Origin of the sequence: Mycolicibacterium peregrinum (genome assembly GCF_001665625.1) — a bacterium.
Classification (GTDB): Bacteria; Actinomycetota; Actinomycetes; order Mycobacteriales; family Mycobacteriaceae; genus Mycobacterium; species Mycobacterium peregrinum_B.
The window spans coordinates 1-19,216 of sequence record NZ_LZSY01000065.1; the positions used below are offsets into that span (position 1 = coordinate 1).

The following is a 19,216-nucleotide window of genomic DNA, read 5'->3' on the forward strand; positions in this document are numbered from 1 at the left end:
AGAGTACATGTACCCGACGATAAATACGCAGTTCAACACGCATTGTGCGCCCACATTGTGTAGTTAACTACTGATAAGCCGTGGAAGGCCAACAACAAACGCATCCGCCGCCTGTGGCGGGATGAGGGCCTGCGGGTCCCGCAACGACGCCGCAGGAAGCGCCTGACCGGCATCGGCGTCGCCGTGGGGGCGATGTCCCCGATCCGCCCGAACGTCATCTGGGCGATGGACTTTCAGTTCGACACCACCGCCGACGGGCGCACCCTCAAGATGCTCAACGTGATCGACGAGTTCACCCGCCAAGCCCTGGCGATCGAGGTTGATCGCTCCATCAACGCCGACGGCGTCGTCGCCGTGCTGGATCGGTTGGCCCTCCTCCATGGGGCGCCGCACTACGTGCGCTTCGACAACGGCCCAGAATTCGTGGCCCACGCCGTGGCCGACTGGTGTCGATTCAATAGTGCTGGTTCACTTTTCATCGATCCCGGCTCGCCCTGGCAGAACGCCTGGATCGAATCGTTCAACGGCCGCCTGCGCGATGAACTGCTCAACTCATGGCGCTTCGACTCACTATTGGAAGCCCGGGTGATCATCGAAGACTGGAGGATCGACTACAACGCCAACCGACCCCACTCCGCCCACGGCGAACTCACCCCAGCCGAGTTCGCTCTACAGTGGACCACGACCCACCAACCCCAAGTCGCATAACGACTGGACCACCAACTGGGTCCCTCTCACCAGTGCGGAAGTCTTCGTCAGGAACCGCGCCGAGTAAACAGCGGGTGTAATCGGACATCTTCATGCCAACGCGGACCGAGGATTTCGACGGCTGACCATAGAGCGATCGCTGGCGCGGCCGGTCCGGTCAGGCGTAGCGGTTCGTATTCATCTCCGAATGCCAGGGTGACGCTGCGCTGGGCCAGGTCGGGGTAGAACTCGGTTGCGTGGACGAACCAGAATGACTCCAGCTGTCCATCAAATGAGGGGCACAGCAGCCGATGCGTTGTCACAGTCACGGGCACATAGCATTGGTCACGCCATGTTGGGACTTGGTCGCGTTCGATGCGGCGCCTGTGCCGGCGGTCCATGATCCCTTGCGCGGCAAGCATGCCCAGAGTGAGTCCTACTCCCCCAAGGATCATGGTGCGGGAGCGGCCGTAGTGTCCGTCACCACCGCCTCGTAGGCGACTGTAGTGTGCCTCGGTTTGAATGTAGACGCTCTCGTCGGATTGCAGGACTGGCCCGAACGTTGGGAGGGCTGGGGGTTCGTATCCGGCCAGAAGCGCAGCAGCTGCGCCGGCGGCATACTCCCACCACGGATCGCGTGCGGACGCCGTTGCGGGCGGTGAGTTTTGGTAGGTCTGCAAGGTCACTGCCACTCCCCTTTCCGCTAGTTGGCGCTGACTTTCGCCTCCTTGCGCCTGACCGTAGTCCAAGGGTCCGACAAGGGGCTGCAGTCAAGCGGCTACCTACAGTATTGCACACTTAGCGTTCATGAATTGCTCATTGTGTTTACTACTGTGCTTTGTGTCAGACAACTGTTCTACTCGAACTGGGGTGAGGCGAGAAATGCTGCAAACTCAGCGTGAACGTTTGGATCTTCCCCCTCGGAGAGGATGGCTGACCCCACTGGGAGCATGGCTGCGGCAGATGAACCAATCATGTACCGAGAGTCGCCGAAATCCCTCAGGCGCAATAGGATTCGGTATCCAAAGGCGCCAAGTTCCGACCTGGGGGGCCGCTGGAACACTAATAGCAAGTGGATCCCGAGAGATCCACCGGATCTGCCGAGTTGGTTGATGAGGTACTCGGCGAGCTCCGGGTATCGGCCGGCTTCGTCGACGATCACGACCAAGTGCGGCAGATGATGGCGTGAAGGATTCTCCGGATCTTCGGAATCGCGGAAGTTTTGCTGGCGGTGGTGAACCTCGTGGTCCAGGAGACTGCGCAACTGCTCTGCTTGGCCCGAAAGATCGCCGAACACGTGTTTGACGTGGGGCTTGTCCGCGAGGGACTGCCATTGGCTGTCTAGGTCATCGGTGGCCAGGATGACGTTCACCTGGTCGGGGCGATACAGCACGGTCAGTGCCGTCGTGATCACCTTCGCCATGTTCGTTTTTCCTTGACCGGTCATCCCGATGATGGCGCCGTGCGGACCGGTTCCGCCGGCCGCCGGTGAGGCCATGTCGAGCCGGACCGGTTCGCCGCAGGCATTGATGCCCAGTGGGATTCGCAGGCTTGCGGGCGTCGATTCATTTTCGTCAACTGGGAAGGCGCAGACCAAGAGTGCCTGATGGAAGTCGTCAGAGCTTGGGTGGGGCTGCGCGACCGCGGCACCTGTCCCCTGCTCGTTGTTGTCTCGCAGTGCGTCGAGGCGGCGGAGATCTTCCATGCCGATCAACGCGGCTGTGGGCGCGTTTTTGTTGATGATGATCAGTCGTCGGCCTTCAGAGGCGAGCTTCACCAGGGCGGCTGTGTTTCGCGTGAGCTCGGTGGCTGATACCAGATCGTCAGAATCGATTGACACCATGAGTCGACATTAACATGTGGATATGCATTGGAATATGCATTGCAGTACAAAGTTCGATACGTATGCGATGGGTCTGTTATGGCGGTGCGTCGAAGCGTGAAGAGTCTCGCGACGGGTGCGACGACCGATAGGCCGGGCTCGGCCGTGAGTTGCGCAGCGGCGGCCGCTGTGACGGAGGTCGGCAATGATGCTGGGGCGCTTGGGAATTTGGTGACGTCAGGGGCGCTCTGAATCTGAGGGGGTGCAGGCCGAGCGCCCCTTGACGTCAAGTTTGAAGCTACCACCGGGTGGCGAATTCGCTGTCACGGCTTAGAGTTCAAGGCCGTCCTGTCCTTGATCGCGACCCCGCAGTTCGCGGCGGTATTCGGCGGCACGACGTTGTTCGGTGAATCGTTGTGCGGCGCGGTAGCTGTCCGCGTCGGGCAGGCCGGATTGTTCGATCAATGCTGGGGTGGGGTTGAGGTGCAGGGACCAGCCGGGTTCGCGGCCGGCATGTTGTAGCCGTTGTGCAGCTTCGGCGGCGGCAGCTTGTGCGGCGTCGCTTTGAGCTTCCATGCGCAGTTGTGCGGTCAAGACCGACAGTTCCTCTCGTTTGGCTGTCAGTTCTTCGGCGTGCTCGAACGCTCCCAGCTGCGTTGAGTCGAGGTCGTCGATTTCGGCTTCTAGGCGGGCGCGGCGCTGAGTGAGCCGGGAGTGATGGTTGGGCAGGTCCTTGTAGAGGTTTTCGGCTCGTTTGAGTAGTCCGCGTGCTTTGGCCGCGCCGCTGTTTTCGCCGGCGTCGGTCAGGGTGGGTGTGCTGGCCATCAGGTCGTCGCGTTCGATCACGATCTCGGGTGAGGGAACGTCGAGTGAGAGGATCAGTTGGCCTTTGATGTGGTCACGGCGGGCGGTGATGCCGATGCCGTTGATGGTGGCTCCGACCGGTCGGTGGTCGTAGTGGGCGCTGTCGCGTAGGGCCTGGAAGGTTTTGCGGCAGGCCGCGGCGAAGGGTTCGGCGGCGTTTTTGCGTTCGGCGAAAGACTGCTCCCCCACTGTCATCGCCGCTGGGTGTTCGCAGCTGCTCCTGACGGTGTCGAGGATGGGGTCGAGTTGGGTGAGGTCTTCGTTGATTGCGTCGAGTTCCTTGTGGCAGTGGCGAAGTTGTTGTCGGCGGCGGGCGCTGGCTTCGTCGTGGGCGTTGGCCAACGCTTGCAGTCGTTTGACCTCGTCGTCGAGTTTGACCTGTTTGATGAAGCGTGGGTCGCCGGTGGCGATCGCTTTGGTTTCTGCGGCGGCGTTGCTTATGTCGCCGCCGGCGATGTCCTCGATCTCATCGACGACGACGTTTCCTCGTCGGTACTGGTCGATGAAGGTGCCTTTAGCTTCGACTTTCTGCCACATGACCGTGTCATAGCTGCCTTCTGTCACGTAGTTGAGGATCTCGACGACTTCGTTTTGATTTCCTTGCCGGATCACTCGGCCTTCGCGTTGTTCGAGATCGGCTGGGCGCCAAGGCACATCGACGTGATGTTCAGCGGTGGCTCGGGATTGCACGTTGGTCCCGGTGCCCATTTTCTCGGTGGAACCGACCAATACTGACACTGCTCCGTGGGTGCAGTCTCGGAAGAGGCGCAGTTTGTCGGCGGGTTTGACCGCGTCGTGGATGAAGCGGATGTTGTCTGCTGGCATGCCGCGTTCGATGAGTTCGTCACGTAGGGCGCCGTAGAGGGTGAACTGGTCGGTGTGTTTGGAGGGTGTGCCGCGGTCGCAGAACACTATCTGCAGGCCGCCGGGTATCGGCATGGGCTGGCCGGTTTCTGGGTCGAGGTAGATGTTGTCGGCGGTGGCTGTGTGGATCCGCATGATTTCGTCTGCGACTACCGAGGCTCGGCTGGTTTCTGGTTTGTCCAGATGCGCCAGGCGCGGATCCAGCGAGACGTTACGGCCGTCGTTGGAGATCTTGAGGACGTTGTCGTATTCGAGGTGCTCGGTGTCGATGTTGGTGGCTCGCCAGCCGAGGTCGGCGATGAAGTCTTTGACTTCCTGGCTCGGTGTGATGCTGATGATCTTGCGTTGTCCGCCAGCCAGAGTTGGGAGCTTCAACGGTACGTCGTCGCGGCTGACGACGTCGGTGAAGACACCTGAAATTGCTTGGAGTTCTTGTAGATTGCAGAATCTTCCGACGCGGGTCACCGGTCGCAGGTTGGTTCCGGTGGCGTTGACTTCGACTGTGTTGATCGTGGTGGTGAAGGTAGCGCCCCAGTCGTTGATGTTGGCTACCCCGGCAGCCTCGAGTAAGTCTGGGCGCAGGAAACTCTGCATCACCCACAGCTCCCCGAGGCTGTTGGCGATGGGGGTACCGGTGGCGAAGGTGGCTACTCGTTCCACGATTTGGTCGGGTCGTAGGCCGGCGGCGCGGCCTTCGTCGCGGCGGCGTTGGCGTAGGAGTTCGATTTTCATGGCCAGGTCTTCGGCGCGTTGGGAGGCCGCAGCGCAGGAGAGCTCCTCGATGTTGGAGACTCTGCCCTTGTTCTTGTACAAATGCGCCTCATCGATGAACAGGTAGTCGCATCCGGTTTGTTCAAATCGCAGTCCGGTGTCTTTGCGCTTCTGGTCGGTCAGTTCCTCCAGGCGTGCCTTGAGCTTCTTTTCGGCTAGTTCCAGGCGTTTCTTGCTGACTTTGTTGACCGCGTCGGCGCGTTGGTTTTCCAGTGCATCGAGCTCTTTGTTGATGTGGGCTGCTTTGAGTTCGTCGCTGACCCCGATCGCGGTGAACAGGCTTTGTGGAACGATGACCATGTCCCAATCGGTGGCCGCTGACTGTGCTGCCAGGCGCCGGCGGCCTTCGGGATCGGTGGCGGCGGCTCCCATGAGAACGTTGGCGGCTGGGTACCATTGCTTGGCCTCGCGGCCAAACTGCTCTATCAGGTGGTTGGGCACCACAATCCAGGGCTGTTGAACCAGGCCAAGTCGGCGCAGTTCCATGGCGGCCATAAACATGGTGCCCGTTTTGCCGGCCCCGACGACATGGTCGAGCAGCACACTGGGTTCGGCGATGATGCGTGCGACGGCGTCGCGTTGGTAAGGATGGGGCTCGAAACGCTCGGATAGTCCGGGCAGGGCGAGGCTGGTGCCGCTGTGCCGGGGTGCGACAAGGCTGTTGAAGCGGCGGTTGAATTCGGTGACCAGCGTTTCGCGGCGTTGATCGTCGCTGAAGATCCAGCGCTGGAATTCTTCGGTGATCTTGGTGGCTTTGGCCTGGGCAGCGAAGGTGGCTTCGGTGTCGATCGAGGGGCCGCCGCGGGTCTCGATGTCTTCCTTGCTGCGTTCGATGACAATGGGTTTGGAGTTGCAGACGGCATCGAGCAGCTCGATGGCGTCGCGGCTGCCGGTCCCCCACGTCTCGGTCATTGCCACGGTGGTGCGTTGGTAGTCGGGGCATTCCACCGACCAGGTGCCGTTGACGTGGTCGACGGTGACTCGTTCGGCACCGAACACCTCGCGGGCGAACTGAGCGACATAGCGCGCGTCGATCCAGGGGGCACCTGGGCGGGCCTTGATCCTGGAGGCTTCCTTGTCTGGCGGTAGCACCGTGCGCAGTGCACTGACGTAATCGTTGTAGGCGCTGTTGTGTTCGGCGGCGGCGGTGGCTGCGGCGAGCTTTTCGCGGACGTTGCCCGACAGTGCTGTGGCGGCCGGAATGAGTTCGTCGGGGTCGTTGAGCGACGGGTAGACCAGTCCACGCAATTGTTGTTCAGCTGCATCGGCGGAGATGTCGAGTAGGCCGGCAATGTAATCAATGTCGACGCGGCGGTGACGATCCAGGCAGACGGCCAGGGCGTCGGTGATGTTGTCGGCGCGTTCGAGCTGGTTGCGGGCGGTGAGGACGTCGACGGAGAAGATCGGGGCTTTGAGGGCCTTTCCCGTCTGTTCGTCAAAAATCTCCAGGCTGGCAACATCGGCCCAGCCCGGGTCGTTTTTCATCCCGCCATCGAGGTGCGGGCGGCGCTTGTACGGTGCGCGTTCGGCCCATCCGGCTTCGTCCCAGCGCGCCATGAGTTCGGCTGGCACTGGTCCTCGGTAGGGGCGGCCGTCGCTGCCCTGACTTTTGCGCCAGCGCTCTTCTGCGGCGGCGACTTTGCGGTCATGGGCTTGTTGCGTGGGGGGTTTGGGGTAGATCCATTTGAATCGGTTGATGGGCCCGTGTTTGGTGACGTAGGCGTCGTAGAGGCGGTTGAGGTGGCCTCGTAGCTGCTCGCGCTCGGCGGCGGGTTGGCCGTCACGTTGGGAAGCGATCACTGCGGTAGCGGCGTCACGCAAGTCGATGAGCTCACGGGTCTCGGCGATCTGGCTTTTGGGGGTGGGTTGCTCTTCCCACCCGAATCGGTTCCACCGTTGAATGCTTTGCGTCTCGGGGTTGTAACGCAGTGTGTCCGGCGGGATTTGGGCACGACGATCTACGGCGGTGATGAGACCGGGATCGAATGTCGCTTCACTGACTTCGGTGCAGGTGCTCGCGGTGGCTGTCAGCCCGAACCCGTGTTGTTTGGCGGCGGTGACAATCTGGTGGAGTTGGCCGGTGAGGGCGTCCACCAGGCCGGTGTTGTCTCGGCTGGTGACTTTGAGGGTGACTGAACCGTGAATGCCGTGTCCAGCGGAGAAGTCACCGAGTACACGTTCGGGATGGTCGTGGAAGTAGGTGTTGACCGGGATATCGACCAACCCTTGGTCGGTGTCCAGGGTGATCGGTTCGCTGTGCAGCCATGACGCTTCGCGCACTGGCTCGTTCTCGTCGCGGCGGCGCAGGACCAGGACATCGGTGACAACTTCGGTGCCGGCAACCCTGCGGAAGGCCGCTGTGGGCAGGCGTACCGCGCCCAAGAGGTCGGCTCGCTCGGCGATCGCGCGTCGGGCTTTTGAGTCGACGTTGTCGAGGGTGTATCGGGAGGTGAGCACCATGACGTAGCCGCCGGGGGCGGTGAGGTCTAGCGACTTGATGATGAAGTGGTTGTGAATGCTGAAGCGTTGTGGATTGTGGGCTGGGTCGTAGACGGTGAACTGCCCAAACGGCACGTTTCCGATAACTGCTGCAAAGCTCGCGCCGGGGACGCGAGTGGTCTCGAAGCCTTCCGAGCGAACTTGGGCTGAGGGGTAGAGCGCGGCCGCGACCGCGGCGGTGGTGGGGTCGTTCTCGACACCGACCATGACTGCTTCTTGTGGTGCCAAGCCGATGAATGTTCCTGAACCGCAGCCTGGTTCGAGGACTCTGCCACCAGCGAATCCGGCTTCAGACAAGGCGCGCCACATCGCTGCGGCGATCTGCGGGTCGGTGTAGTGCGCGTTGAGCACGCTGGCCTCAGCTGCGCGGTAGTCCTCAGGGCTCAGGACGTCTTGCAGGTAAGCGCGTTCGCCGGCGTAGGTGTTGGTACGGCGATCGAACACCTCGGGGACCGCCCCCCATCCCGACCAGCACGCCAGTGTTTCCTGCTCTTCGGCGGTGGCGGGTCGGTCTTCGGCGCGAAGTCGTTCCAGCACATCGATGACAGCGATGTTGGCCTGGATGCGCGCTTTGGCGCCGGAGGGCACGCGAATATCGGTGCCCGGTTGGAAATCGTGAGCCGACGGTGCTGCCAGGTGCGGTGACGCAGGGTGATCGAGGCTTGGCGCCGTGGCGGGCGCGGTCTGCTGTGGTGCAGGTGGCGCGGCACTCTGTTCGATAACGGCCGGCTCGGGGGCTGTGACCGGTTCGGCGCTGACCTGGGGAAGTTGGGTGCCGGTGGTTGGGGCCGTGGAGGCTGGTCGATTCGCCGCCGGCAGTTCGGTTCCGCCGGGGTCGATCTCGCGTGGGTCGGTGGGCTGGTCGAACGAATCGAACAGGTCGAGCTGGGGGTCGTCTTCTACTCGACGGGGTACCCGTCGTCGCGCAGGTCGTCGTACACCATCGGCGCCAGGTCGCTGGCCAGCGGATGCTGGGGGCCGTCCGGTACCGGTAGACCGTCCTCGATCCGGGCGATCAGCAGGTAGGCGGCCTTGATTTGGAACATCGTTGAGAACTGGTGGTCCGGCCAAACTCGTTGGGCCAGATCCTCCAGCTCCTCCCCCGGCTCGCTGCGATACCGTGCGTTGTTCCACCGCTGGTTCCACGGCACTTCGCTGGCCGGCGTCGGTTGTGCCAGTGGCGGATCGAAGTCGATCGTCTCGTCCGTCGGCGGGATCTGATCGTGAAGTTCCTGGCGAACGACCGTCTCTCGTGCTGTCTGCATCGCGGTCGCGCGCAAACGCACCGTCGTCACGTAGTCGGGATGCTGGCCGTGTTGGCTGGTCCAGTCGGTTATCGCTGTCGCGGCCAGTTCGTCGGCCATCTCCCCCGCCATTCGGTCCAACCGCTGGGTCGTTTGATCCAGGAACCGCTCGATCTGTTCGGGGCTCCATTCCGCGGGCAGTGGCAGCCATTGGGGGTACACGTCGTCGACGGCCTGCCTCATCCAATGACTCACGGAGATCCTCGGCCCCTTCGATGCTGAACAAATCCGGCTGCTTGGGGTCGTCGCGCCGTGCCATAGTGTTCTCGATCCCGCAACGCTGCTCGTCATGGGTCCGCGTCCTGTTCGTTGACGTCGTCCTCGTGATCTGCGGCGTTGACCCCATTGCGGGAGTTGCCCGTGCCCGGTGTCCCCACAGCGTCGCGTCGACGTGGGTCACCTAAGTCCTCGATCGCCAGGTTCACGTGGCGAATCGCTTCTTCGATGTCTTTTTGAGTTTGTTCAAGTCCTTGCTGGTGGCGCATGTTGCGCGCGGCAAGAACTCGTAGTCGATCCTTGATCGCGTTGAGTGGGATCAACGCGGGATGCGGGGTCGGCGTCGGGCCCCTTCGGATCGGCATACCGCCCTTGAGCGCGGCCAGTGTGCTGCCCGGTTCCCACAACAGATGGGTGTCGATCTTTTCCAGTGTCTCTGAAGTGGGCTTGTAACCACGTTTGCCCATCGTGGCCAGTGTGGTTCGGCCGGGTCCGCCGATCGCAGCGAACTTGGCTTTCGACAAATTAAGTTCGCGTAGACGTTCCTCGATCCAGCGGGCGAGGTTGTCGTAGTCCTCTTCAGCGTTGGGGTCATAGACCGGGCGTGTGGTGCCGGTGTGCTGTTCGCGTGGCTTGGGTGCGATGCCATACATCGCGTCGCGAGCGGACCCGACTTCCCAGCTGCACAGGTCGTCTAGTCGGGCCAGGGTTGTGCGGTTGGGGACGCGGTCATCTTTTCCGAGCTGAGTCAGGGTGGAGCGGGACACAAACCCGAGCTTGCTGGCCTGCAGCGTGCTCAATCCTAGTTCGCGCAGACGGTTGTTCACCTCTTTGGCGAGCAGGCCGACGTCGGGCATGTCGGTGTTGCGGGCCAGCTCCAAAACCCGTTCCTTCGACAGCCCGGTTTGGGCTGCCACGGCAGCGACGGCCTGGCCCTCGCTGAGCATGGTCCGTGCGGCGTCGTCTGCGTCATTTTCGACGTCGGTCGCCTCTTCGGCGGTGATGGCCGTCCCTCCTCACCTGTGCAAACTCATCTCAGTCTGTAGTGGATGGTACATGCGTAGACGTGATCCGAATAGAACACACCGAGCATTGCGGGTACGGATTGGTGTTTACGCCGATGAGCAATTTGTGATGGTAATTAGCCCGACATCACTGCCGGCAAACATCGACCTAGGACGGCCTTGACTTCTAGGCGTCTTCGCTCACGTCGCCGCCGGCGCGGGCCCGTCGCTTCGGGGTTGATTCTGCATCGGAGTCGGCGTCGGTTGGGAGCAAGTTCACGACAGTGTCGAGAGCCAGTTCGCGCGGCTGGCCTGGATCCCCGCCTATTCCGGTGACCCCCGGGGTTCCTCTGACCACATCCAGTGACTTGTCGTTGAGCCTCATGCGAACCAGGATCATCCCGGGCATCTGCTTGCGGACAGTGATGCCGTCCGGGTGTTCCTTGCTGACCTCCCTGAAGTCTGCGATGGGAAGTTCAACCTGAAACACGTCGCCACTGGCGTCCAGATTCTTCACTCGAGTCTCAAGATTGGCCCTGACCTTGCCCTCGTAGCCTGCATAAGAATGCACGAGATACCAGTTGCCGGGCGGGTCGAGCCGTTCGCCTCTCTGCGCGGCGCTAGGTTCTTGGCGCACTGCAGAGGGACTGCGCACGACGGACCTTCTCGGAAAGGGCGTCACTCCCCTACGCACCGTTGCAGGTGGGTGAGGCTTGCGCCGCGCGGCACGCAAGCGTTCCTTCAAACCGTCAACGCCAATTCTGAGCAGTTCGGCGGCCTGTTCACGGGCAGTGGCACTCGCGGTGGGTTCATCGACCGTCGCGATCGCCGCTGCGATCGCCGCTTCCGCTGCGTCGTCGACGTCAGCATCTAGAAGAAGGTCATCCAAGCTCATTCATCACCTCCGCGTGCCCTTCATTGTCTTCCAACCGTCACCTCGGTGCCAGCTCTTGCCTTCAGCCACTGATTTCCTGAGTAGTGGTAGCAATCATGTGGTCGAGAAAATTCTGTATCAACAGGGCAAGCCCATCGTCATCTAGCGGCTTCGCGCGTGCCGCATCGCGCAAGGAGGTCAGTATCGTTACGGCTCTGACTGCCGTTAGTGCGGGTTTCTGATCTTTGGTTCTAGAGGTCGATCGATCCACGACCCACTGGAACCTGGCCCACAGGTCTTCCTGCTTGCGGCGCAGGTCTTCTCTCTCGCGCCGTTCGAGCTCTGCGGCACGATCTTCGCGTCGAGCCTTGCTGTCAGCTTTGCGATCGTCGCGCCTGGCTTCGTTGTCGGCGGCGCGCGTATCTCGGACCTCCCTAGCCGCGATGAGAGCAGCGCCGACGGCCGCGAGGCCGGCTGCGGCCGGGGAGGTGAAGAAGGCGCCAAGACCATGCAGGGAGTCTTGAACCCACCAACACGACGACTCCCAAGCCAGAACCTGATCCACACCACGGAACTCTACGAGCATCGCCTCGACCGAAGCGGTAATGACTCGGCGTAGCGGCTGAGCCGGTCCGACATCTGCGGACGAGGTGGATGCGCGATCTCGCCGGCGAAGTAGAGAGCCGACCTGGAGGGCAGGTTAGCGCTCAACGAAATATCAACCTGGATAACCGTGGTCAATCCATCCCCAACTCGATACCCAAGGTTCCGCCGCCAGCCGTCCATGTCACCGTGCGCTAGCTAAACTACTGAAAGATATTGCTGTACAGCACTTTTGGCTGTACGTGCAGAGATCATGGCTCAATCGTGATGAACGTTCGCCGCTAGGCCGATACGGCGTCCCGCCGGCATTACGTCACAGTGACTATTCTAGCGTGAATTGGCTGGCACTCTATTTGCTGGCGTTGCTTGCAAGTCGCACTGAGCAAACAATGGCCCCGGGCCCAGTCGTACCCAAGGGCCGATAGCGGCGCGCACCTGGCACCACAGGCCGGAATGTGCTCACCGAAATCTGGTCGGGCCGAGGCGCCAACACGAAGGCTCACCTTATCGGCAACCACATCGTGGTCGTGATGCACGGTGCATCACCCCCCGGGCAATCCCTTCTCTAGCGGCGTTTCGTCAGGCGCGATTGCCCGTCCGTCGTTGTAGGTTTCGGCGATAACGCGGAGCTGAGCTGCGAACGCTTCGTTGGTGAATTGTTGCAGCGAGTAGCGGCGTCCCGTTTTCACCCTCACTAGCCGCACCGCGCCCCGGGCCGCGGCAAGCAGCTCACCGCTCACGTTAACCGTGGTGCGCCCCGGCGGTGGTCCTTGGTCATCGTCAGGGCGCGTAAGCGACGGATCCTGTTCTGATGTCATGCCGGCACGGTCTGAGAGGTAAACAGGCCGAGCTTTTCGGCGAGATATTCCCGGACTTCCTTGTAATCGCCATTAACGAGCTTGGCGTTGCGCCCGTAGAGGGGGAGTGGTGTGGCGTTGACGAACGCCTCGTCGACCACACTTGATCGCCGCACACCACCCGTGACCAGCTCGCCGTAAACGTCACGCAGATCTTCCATCTGGTCGATGTACACCTGGCCCGAGTTGGTCGGTGGCACCACGCACGGAATGATCGCCAGTAGGCGCAAGTCCATTCGGTAGGTCTCACGCAGGATGTGCAGTTGAGCTTCAAGATCGGGCAGGCCGCGACTCTCCTTATACGCGGGCTTAGCGCAAGCGATGACACCCCAGGCCGCCGGATTGTCGGCATTCTCGCTGACGCTCGTCGCCAGGATTCCAGAGACGACAAGGGTCGACATGGTGCCGGGGCAATCTATGAGCGTGACGTCCACCGGGTCCGCCTCGGCAAGTGCTTTACGGAGGCGCATGACGCCGCCTGGATCTGCGGCTAGCTCAATCATGACTCGGTCGAGTGTCGACCGGCGAGCGGGGACGAGGGTCAGATTGGGGATCTCTCCGAAGACTGGTTCATCGTTTTCGTCGAATCCATTGACGACGCGGCCGGGGAGTTCAACTTCGGCCACGGTGGCGTCGTTGCGCAGAATGTCGGCAATAGTGCGTCCGTGGGTATCTTCATAGCCCAGCCAGGTGCTGGCGTTGGCTTGGCTGTCAAGATCGACGATCCTTACACGCAGGCCCCCGAGGGCTAACTGCGTCCCTAGCGTCACCGTCGTTGTGGTCTTGCCAGTACTGCCAGCCAAACTGACAAAGACATAGGTCGTTCCCATAGTGAAGCTCCTCTAGATGGAAGTGGTGGAGTGGAACGGGAGGGTGGGGGAGTGGCACGTGCGTCGGGCCGGACGTCTGACAGACCGTCGCAGATCCATGGTGAATCGGGGCGGTGGTAGTTCGAGACGGGAGGTGATGCACCGTGAATCGCATCGGCCAGCGGCGTCGCGATTAGGGGTGATGCACGGTGAATCAGGCCGGGGGGTTAACGGGAGCGCCAGGGGTGATGCACCGTGCATCACCCTCTGGATCCCCACGCCATTCAGGGGTGATGCACCGTGCATCAGTCCTGAAAGGTTCCGCAAAAGCCCTGGTAGAGCTGGTTTGGCCGACATTAGACTGCACCAATTCGCTCAAGTTCCCAGGTTGTCGGTGAGTACGCAGCACGGTCCTGGAGTAGCTCCAGATAGGTGACATCAAGGTGGTCCCAGGACCCTCGATTCTTGTCCGCTGCGCGCAATTCATAAGCTGCCACCGCGCATGCCCAGGCGATCTCGACTTGCCGTTTCAGCTCCGTCTCTCTGGCCGCCGCCCGTCGGTAGGTTGCGGCGTCATGGTGGTCGGCGGCAGTGGACAGCCCCGCCACCCGGCTGAACTCGAAAGCCAACGCCCAACCTGTAGACCCTGAGGCAAGCGCGGACAATCCGGCCGCGTACTGACCTGCCAGCAGGGGGAGCAGCTTCTCCCGTGGAGGCGGGCTGGAGACCAGACGAGGGCATGCCGCGCGCCGCGCTTTCTTGGCGGCCGTGTTCAGCTTGGCCTCGTTGGGGGAGGGTGCAGGGGGCCGTTGCGGCTGTGTCGAGTCGGCAGCAGACGCGTCTGTGTCGAGGTCTGCCGGGAAGTAGATGAGCCCGCCCTGGAGCGGGTCGATCGCCGCGACAATCGGGCCGGCCGCCTCCTCCGGTGACCCAATTGAGTGCCGCTGATAGTCCGGCCCGAAGCGCTCTTTCGCATCAACGATTTCCACCCCATCTTCGGCCGCGCGGTTGCGAGCGCGACGCTCGGCCACGACCCGCTCGGCGGCACGCACGGGCGTCGTTCCAGACAGTACGAGTTCGAAAGCTGCGATCTGATCGGCTCGGCGATCGTCGGAATCTTGCTCGGGCTCAACTTCTTCTTGCCACGGTCGCTGGGGGCCGTAAGGCAACTCGCCGGCTAGCTTGGCCGCCTCGGTCGAACGGATCCGGTCCGCAGCGACGGCTTCGAGCACTTCGGGTGTCAGCAGCAATAAGCTCAGACGGCGCGACACCGTCGATTGGCTCATGCCCACCTTCTCGGCTATTGCGCGCTGTCCATAACCGAGTTCGCTGTAGCGGGCGAACATTTCCGCCTGCTCGATTTCAGTAAGATCTTCGCGGCCGAGGTTTTCATTGGCCATCGCATCAAGATCACCGCCATCGGACAGTACGGTGTCGTCAACCACCGCCGGGACGGCAGCTATGCCGGCCGCCAATGCGGCGGCGCAACGGCGGTGTCCGTAGATCGTGATGTACTCGGCATCCGAGGAGACCTGGTCGGCGAGTACTGGTCGTGCGGCGACGAAGGCCTTGCGGGTAACAAGGAGGACCGGCACCTGCACGCCCACCGCGGAGATGGAATTCACCAGCTCTACCCACCGCGGATTATCCGGCTTAGGAATAGACCTCGTTGGGATGTTGTAGGGGTGCGGGGCGATCGCCGACGGGGGCGCCTCGATAAACCGCTGACCGTCTGCTGCCGCCATCGAGGCTAAGCCAGCGGTAATGCCGCCAACTGGATTGGCATCCTTAGCCGCGGCGAGAAAGACCTCACTCTCCGCGCCGCCGGCGTAACGGGTCAGCTTGTTGGCCGTCCTACGGCCTGACGCCTTACGGGCCGTGTGCTTGTTGGCGGTTGAAGTACCAGTCACCCTTATCTACACCCCTTTAAACATGTAATGCATGTAAGACATACATTATGGCGCGGCAATGGGTGCTGGGCGAACGACACGCCCAAGAAAGATGAAGTTGCTGCTACCACCACGGAAGAAGAAGCCGCTGCGGTGAAAGGTGATGCACGGTGCATCACCTTTCAGGACCAGGCACACTTGACGACTGGAGGCCTGGCGGCTCTGGGCGCAGAGTACACACGGTGTGGCGGCGTAGCCAGCGTCGAGCAAAGCCTGCTCTACACCTGGGTGGGGGAACGGACTGCTGCGCATCTCCGACATCCGGGGGCGGTCCACGATCGCGACCACAACGCCGCCAAGATCATCCTTGCTGACGGACGGGCAGAGCGACTACACGCCTGTGGCGCCCATGTGAGCCCGTAACCCGTTGCGGCAGTTGGTGTTGAAGCAACAAACACCGTTGCTTCTTGGTGAGCGGATCTGAGGTTCGCTTGTTCATCAGGCCGTCTGATCCACCGGGTGGCGGTGCGGGGTTGACGCTTCATCGCCGGCGGCGTCGCCCGCTGGCGCGGGTTCGGTCTCATGCGTGGCTCCGCGTCCTGCCACCGGGCCACTGCCAGGGGGACTCTGTACACCCGTGCTGGGTTCGCCGAGCCGGGCGAGGTTGATCAAGCCTCCAGATCACGATCGCGAACACCGCGCACGTCACACTCGAAGACTCGATCGGCCAAGGTGAGGTTTAGCTTTCGCCTCCCACAGCCCGCGCATGTACCGAACTATGACATGAGCGTTTGCAACCACGGTCTATTCGCTGTCCAGGGGAGGAAGCACCTTATATACGAAACAGACCAGGCCGTCATGGCTGTAGTGGCGGTGATACTGGCTCGGGCTGTTCAGATGAATCTGTACTTCACACCTTTCACCAGTGATCCCGGCTGTCCAGCGCAGCCGGACCGGGGTGCCGCTCGGTGCTACTTCGTTTTGTTCGACCGCTCCGGCCGACCGTACTTTCCAATGAAGCTGGCGATCCTTGGGGTCAGTTCCTGTGCAATCGAATTCGACGCTGTCGCCAACTCGTAGGACTTGCGTTGGCCGGCATACGCCATCGCAATCTGCGACGGTGACTGCTCCAGGATCGGGTGTTATTCGGTTCCCGAAGCTGTCGGTGATGAGTTCGATTCTGGGGTAGTAATCGCCGCTCGGATCTTGCGTACTCATGAAGATGGTTACCTGGTTTCGTAGCTGGCCAGCGATTCCGGAGAGGAGGTCTTCTTCGAACATGAGGATTCCGCGGCTGTGTGCCACGCTGTTACGGAGTTGTTCGAACCTGGCAAGTAGGGGAAGCGTCTCAGTTTTCGGTCCAAGCGCAGGTTCTAGCGGTATCCAATGTTTGGAGGCGATTACGATGAGGTCACTGAAATCGCTGTAGGCCAGTCCTTCAGATGGGAGTATCGCGACCCCGGGGCGGACCCCATGCTCGGCCTGGAAGCGGTTTGTCCACGTCCTTCGCTGGTTTGAGTTGCTAACAGTTGAGAGCCAATTGCTGCCGAACTCGCGGCTGTAGACGTAGCGCATCAGTTCTCGGAGTGAGTTTTCACAAGTCTCCAACGCTGTGCGGGGATCTATTGCACCCATAAGGTGCTGCCTCCGTGTCGCGAACTTGCATGAGATGCCCGTTTCATTGACGTCATTTTCGCATCCAGGTGAATCGATCGTTGGTGCATAACGGGCCGGTATCCCCAGGCTCGTCGAAGTGGCGGCTGGCCTGGGCGATGGTTCGGTCGGGGGCGGCGAGCTTTTTGGCGGCGGCGTCCAGGTCATCCACCGCCTCGGCCTCTTGGCCGCGCGTAACCGCCCGCCTCGCCCGGTTACGCGCCATGGACGCCATACAGGCGATCACGTCACGCACCAGATTCGTCGGCGTTCTCACCCTGATCAATGACGATCACCTTGCGGCGGCGCGCGGACAACGCGGCGTGCCTTGACCAGCTCGACGAGTGTGTCACTTGGACAACGGTGTTGCGAGGATTCGGGCGCCTAGAACGTCGGAGAGCAATTCGATGGCGTCGTGTTCGTCGTCGACGTCGTCGCGTGGTGGTGGGCCTGTAGACATCATCGCGTCGCGCCAGGCGGCGTGTTCCTCGGTGTGGTTGGTGCCGACGCTGGCTGGCGCACATCCACTTTCGGGGTCAGATAGGGCTGGCTGGGTGGTGCGTTGCTGTTCGCGGTCGTCGAGCCATTTGCGCCAGGCCGCGCGTTCGGCTTTGTGCCGGTCAAGACGGTCTTCGCGCAGCTGGTCGAGGTGGTGTTGTCGAGCGATGTCGTCGAGGCTGACGTGGCCGGCCGCGACTGCTCCCCACCCTGATTTGGTCAGCAGGCCGGCGATTTCGAGCGCTGTAACCATGGTGTCGCCGGTGGCGCGCGGTATCGCCGCGGCCGCGTACAGGTCGGTCTTCTTCGTCAATCCGTGATAGGCCACGAGCTCGTATACATTGCGGAGGTGGTGGCCGATCACGCTCCACGCTTCGTGAACTGCCTCCACCCGGGCCCGCTGCGCTCGGACTGGATCCGTAACTACGCGATTCTGGCTGGTCAGAGCGTAGACATCGGCCTCAGTGCCCAGAGCCTGGCGCACCAGGACGATCGGGGACCCTGGGCGCTCGCGTAGGTCGGCAAGCACTCGCCACACGCTGTCCTCGCTCAGAAGCCCTGAGCCGATCGAAAGAGTTCTACCCCCCACACCTACCAGCCAGGTCCCTGATCGTTGCTCACCGGCCACCAGAGCGTAGAAAGCCAGTGCTTGTAGGACCGCCCTGACCGTCCATCTCAACCTTTTTCCGGCGAACTCTGCATCTGCCCATGCCGTTGCGTTGGCGAGCCAGTCTCGAAGATTCTTCGGTCCGCGCCACCCCCGTGTGTTACCCCCCGGTGAGTATTTCTTGTCTTTGTGCCGCGGGGGAGAGGAATTTAGGACGTTGGTGATGTACCAGTGCTGGGCTTTGGTGAAGTCCCTCTCTAAGGCCGACTCGGCGCGGTGCTTGTAGCGGTCGTAGGCGTTGCCGAGACCGTTGTGCCAGCAGCCGCCGGGCTCGATGCGCTCGCGCAGATCGGCGATGCTGTAGCCGCGGGCGAACGCGTTGACGATCACCGACATACGGGCCTGGTGATTGGTTTCCCAGGTGAGGCGTTTGGGGTTCAAGACTCCGTAGGCGGCGAAGTCAGCGACGTCGGCTGGCAGTTCGTCGGTACGGCAGTAGGCCGGGGCCAACCGGACGTCGTCCCCAGTGCCTTCGAGAAAATCGGCGATGGAGGCCGTCGTGCGCACCGTCGCGGCCTCGGGCGCGGGTTGGGGGGATGGCTTGAATGCGCCGAGCAGCATCTGCAGTCGTGGCAGCAGGTCGGGGGCCGATCGGGTGGCGAAGGCCTCCACGGCGTCCTCGAGGCTGCCGTCGAGTTGGCGGTAGCCGCCGTTCTTGTCGGGTGATCCGGGCACGCTGATGCAGCCCTTCGCGGCGCCGGCCATGGGCGTGATGTCCAGTGTGGGAAGGCGGCTGGCGAGTAGTCGTACCAGCGCCTTCATTTCGTCACATGACGCGGTCGTGCCGATGGCCAGGGGAGCGATGAGGTGGCGGCCGCCGTTGGTCGACGAATCGGTAATGAATACACCACCGCATGAGCTGATCCATGCTGCAGCGGTATCGAGGTCGGCCTTGACCTGTTCGGTGCTGTGGTGCTTGGCGTCGAAGTCGAGCACCAGGACCTGAGTGCGTCCTTTGGTGTACAGATACACCGCCGCTGAGCGCCACGGCAGCGATTCGGTGAGCCTCCCTGTGTCCGAGAACTTCTCGGTATCGGCGTTGTACAGCCGCATTTGGGTGCGCCCGGGCGCCGCGATCAGCCGGGCTAGGCGTTTCCAGACTTCGTGGGGTGTGGGAGGTGGCGAGAGGGCCTGAATGGTTTGTCCGGGCAGGACGGCGGCGCTGCTCACCGAGCGGTCCATGAATTGGCCAGCCCCGGGCTGCTTTTGAGGTTAGGGCGCTGAATCTGAGGTGGTTGTGTCGTGTTCGTTGATGCTGTGGGGTGCGTGGTTTGGTCTTTCATCGGTCGTCCTCGACGGTTGGTCGAACCTGTTGTGGGCGTGGGCGTTTCGATT

Annotated in this window: 12 protein-coding genes and 1 pseudogene; 1 reads left to right on the plus strand and 12 read right to left on the minus strand. The window is 62.0% G+C overall.

Going from position 1 to position 19,216, the window contains the following annotated elements:
- Window positions 1–81: 81 nt before the first annotated feature.
- A pseudogene (locus A5779_RS08520) lies at window positions 82–708 on the plus strand (IS3 family transposase); the annotation flags it as partial.
- 835 nt (window positions 709–1,543) lie between these two features.
- Here the strand turns inward: A5779_RS08520 and A5779_RS08525 are convergent.
- The 12 genes from A5779_RS08525 to A5779_RS08575 all read right to left on the minus strand — a co-directional run bounded on the left by A5779_RS08525 (window position 1,544) and on the right by A5779_RS08575 (window position 19,051).
- Entirely contained in the window at window positions 1,544–2,530 is a 987-nt protein-coding gene (locus A5779_RS08525) for an FtsK/SpoIIIE domain-containing protein (RefSeq protein WP_064880833.1), read from the minus strand.
- 309 nt (window positions 2,531–2,839) lie between these two features.
- A complete protein-coding gene (locus tag A5779_RS08530; RefSeq protein ID WP_236734689.1) occupies window positions 2,840–8,095 on the minus strand; it encodes a helicase-like domain-containing protein in 5,256 nt (1,751 codons plus the stop codon).
- A 311-nt stretch (window positions 8,096–8,406) separates the two neighbouring features.
- The gene (locus A5779_RS34260) at window positions 8,407–9,006 is read right to left on the minus strand and encodes a hypothetical protein (RefSeq protein WP_236734690.1); all 600 of its coding nucleotides are present in this window, start codon (window positions 9,004–9,006) and stop codon (window positions 8,407–8,409) included.
- A 92-nt stretch (window positions 9,007–9,098) separates the two neighbouring features.
- Window positions 9,099–9,908, minus strand: coding sequence for a hypothetical protein (locus tag A5779_RS08540; protein ID WP_207549049.1), 810 nt, complete (start codon window positions 9,906–9,908; stop codon window positions 9,099–9,101).
- 310 nt (window positions 9,909–10,218) lie between these two features.
- Window positions 10,219–10,926, minus strand: a complete 708-nt coding sequence (locus A5779_RS32870; protein ID WP_082941591.1) for a transcription termination/antitermination NusG family protein — start codon at window positions 10,924–10,926, stop codon at window positions 10,219–10,221.
- 61 nt (window positions 10,927–10,987) lie between these two features.
- A complete protein-coding gene (locus A5779_RS08550; protein WP_131811607.1) occupies window positions 10,988–11,470 on the minus strand; it encodes a hypothetical protein in 483 nt (160 codons plus the stop codon).
- A 580-nt stretch (window positions 11,471–12,050) separates the two neighbouring features.
- Window positions 12,051–12,326 carry a hypothetical protein gene (locus A5779_RS32875; RefSeq protein WP_236734691.1) on the minus strand — a complete coding sequence of 92 codons (276 nt, stop codon included), beginning with the start codon at window positions 12,324–12,326 and terminating at the stop codon, window positions 12,051–12,053.
- Window positions 12,323–13,195 carry a ParA family protein gene (locus tag A5779_RS08555; RefSeq protein ID WP_064880841.1) on the minus strand — a complete coding sequence of 291 codons (873 nt, stop codon included), beginning with the start codon at window positions 13,193–13,195 and terminating at the stop codon, window positions 12,323–12,325. The genes A5779_RS32875 and A5779_RS08555 overlap by 4 nt, the downstream gene beginning before the upstream one ends.
- A gap of 335 nt (window positions 13,196–13,530) precedes the next feature.
- On the minus strand, window positions 13,531–15,084 hold the full coding sequence (locus A5779_RS08560; protein WP_082941593.1) for a ParB/RepB/Spo0J family partition protein: 1,554 nt from the start codon (window positions 15,082–15,084) through the stop codon (window positions 13,531–13,533).
- 783 nt (window positions 15,085–15,867) lie between these two features.
- Window positions 15,868–16,344, minus strand: coding sequence for a hypothetical protein (locus tag A5779_RS33805; protein ID WP_131811609.1), 477 nt, complete (start codon window positions 16,342–16,344; stop codon window positions 15,868–15,870).
- Window positions 16,345–16,750: 406 nt separating this feature from the next.
- Entirely contained in the window at window positions 16,751–17,002 is a 252-nt protein-coding gene (locus A5779_RS08570; RefSeq protein WP_131811610.1) for a hypothetical protein, read from the minus strand.
- Window positions 17,003–17,065: 63 nt separating this feature from the next.
- Window positions 17,066–19,051, minus strand: coding sequence for a hypothetical protein (locus A5779_RS08575; RefSeq protein ID WP_236734692.1), 1,986 nt, complete (start codon window positions 19,049–19,051; stop codon window positions 17,066–17,068).
- Window positions 19,052–19,216 lie beyond the last annotated feature (165 nt).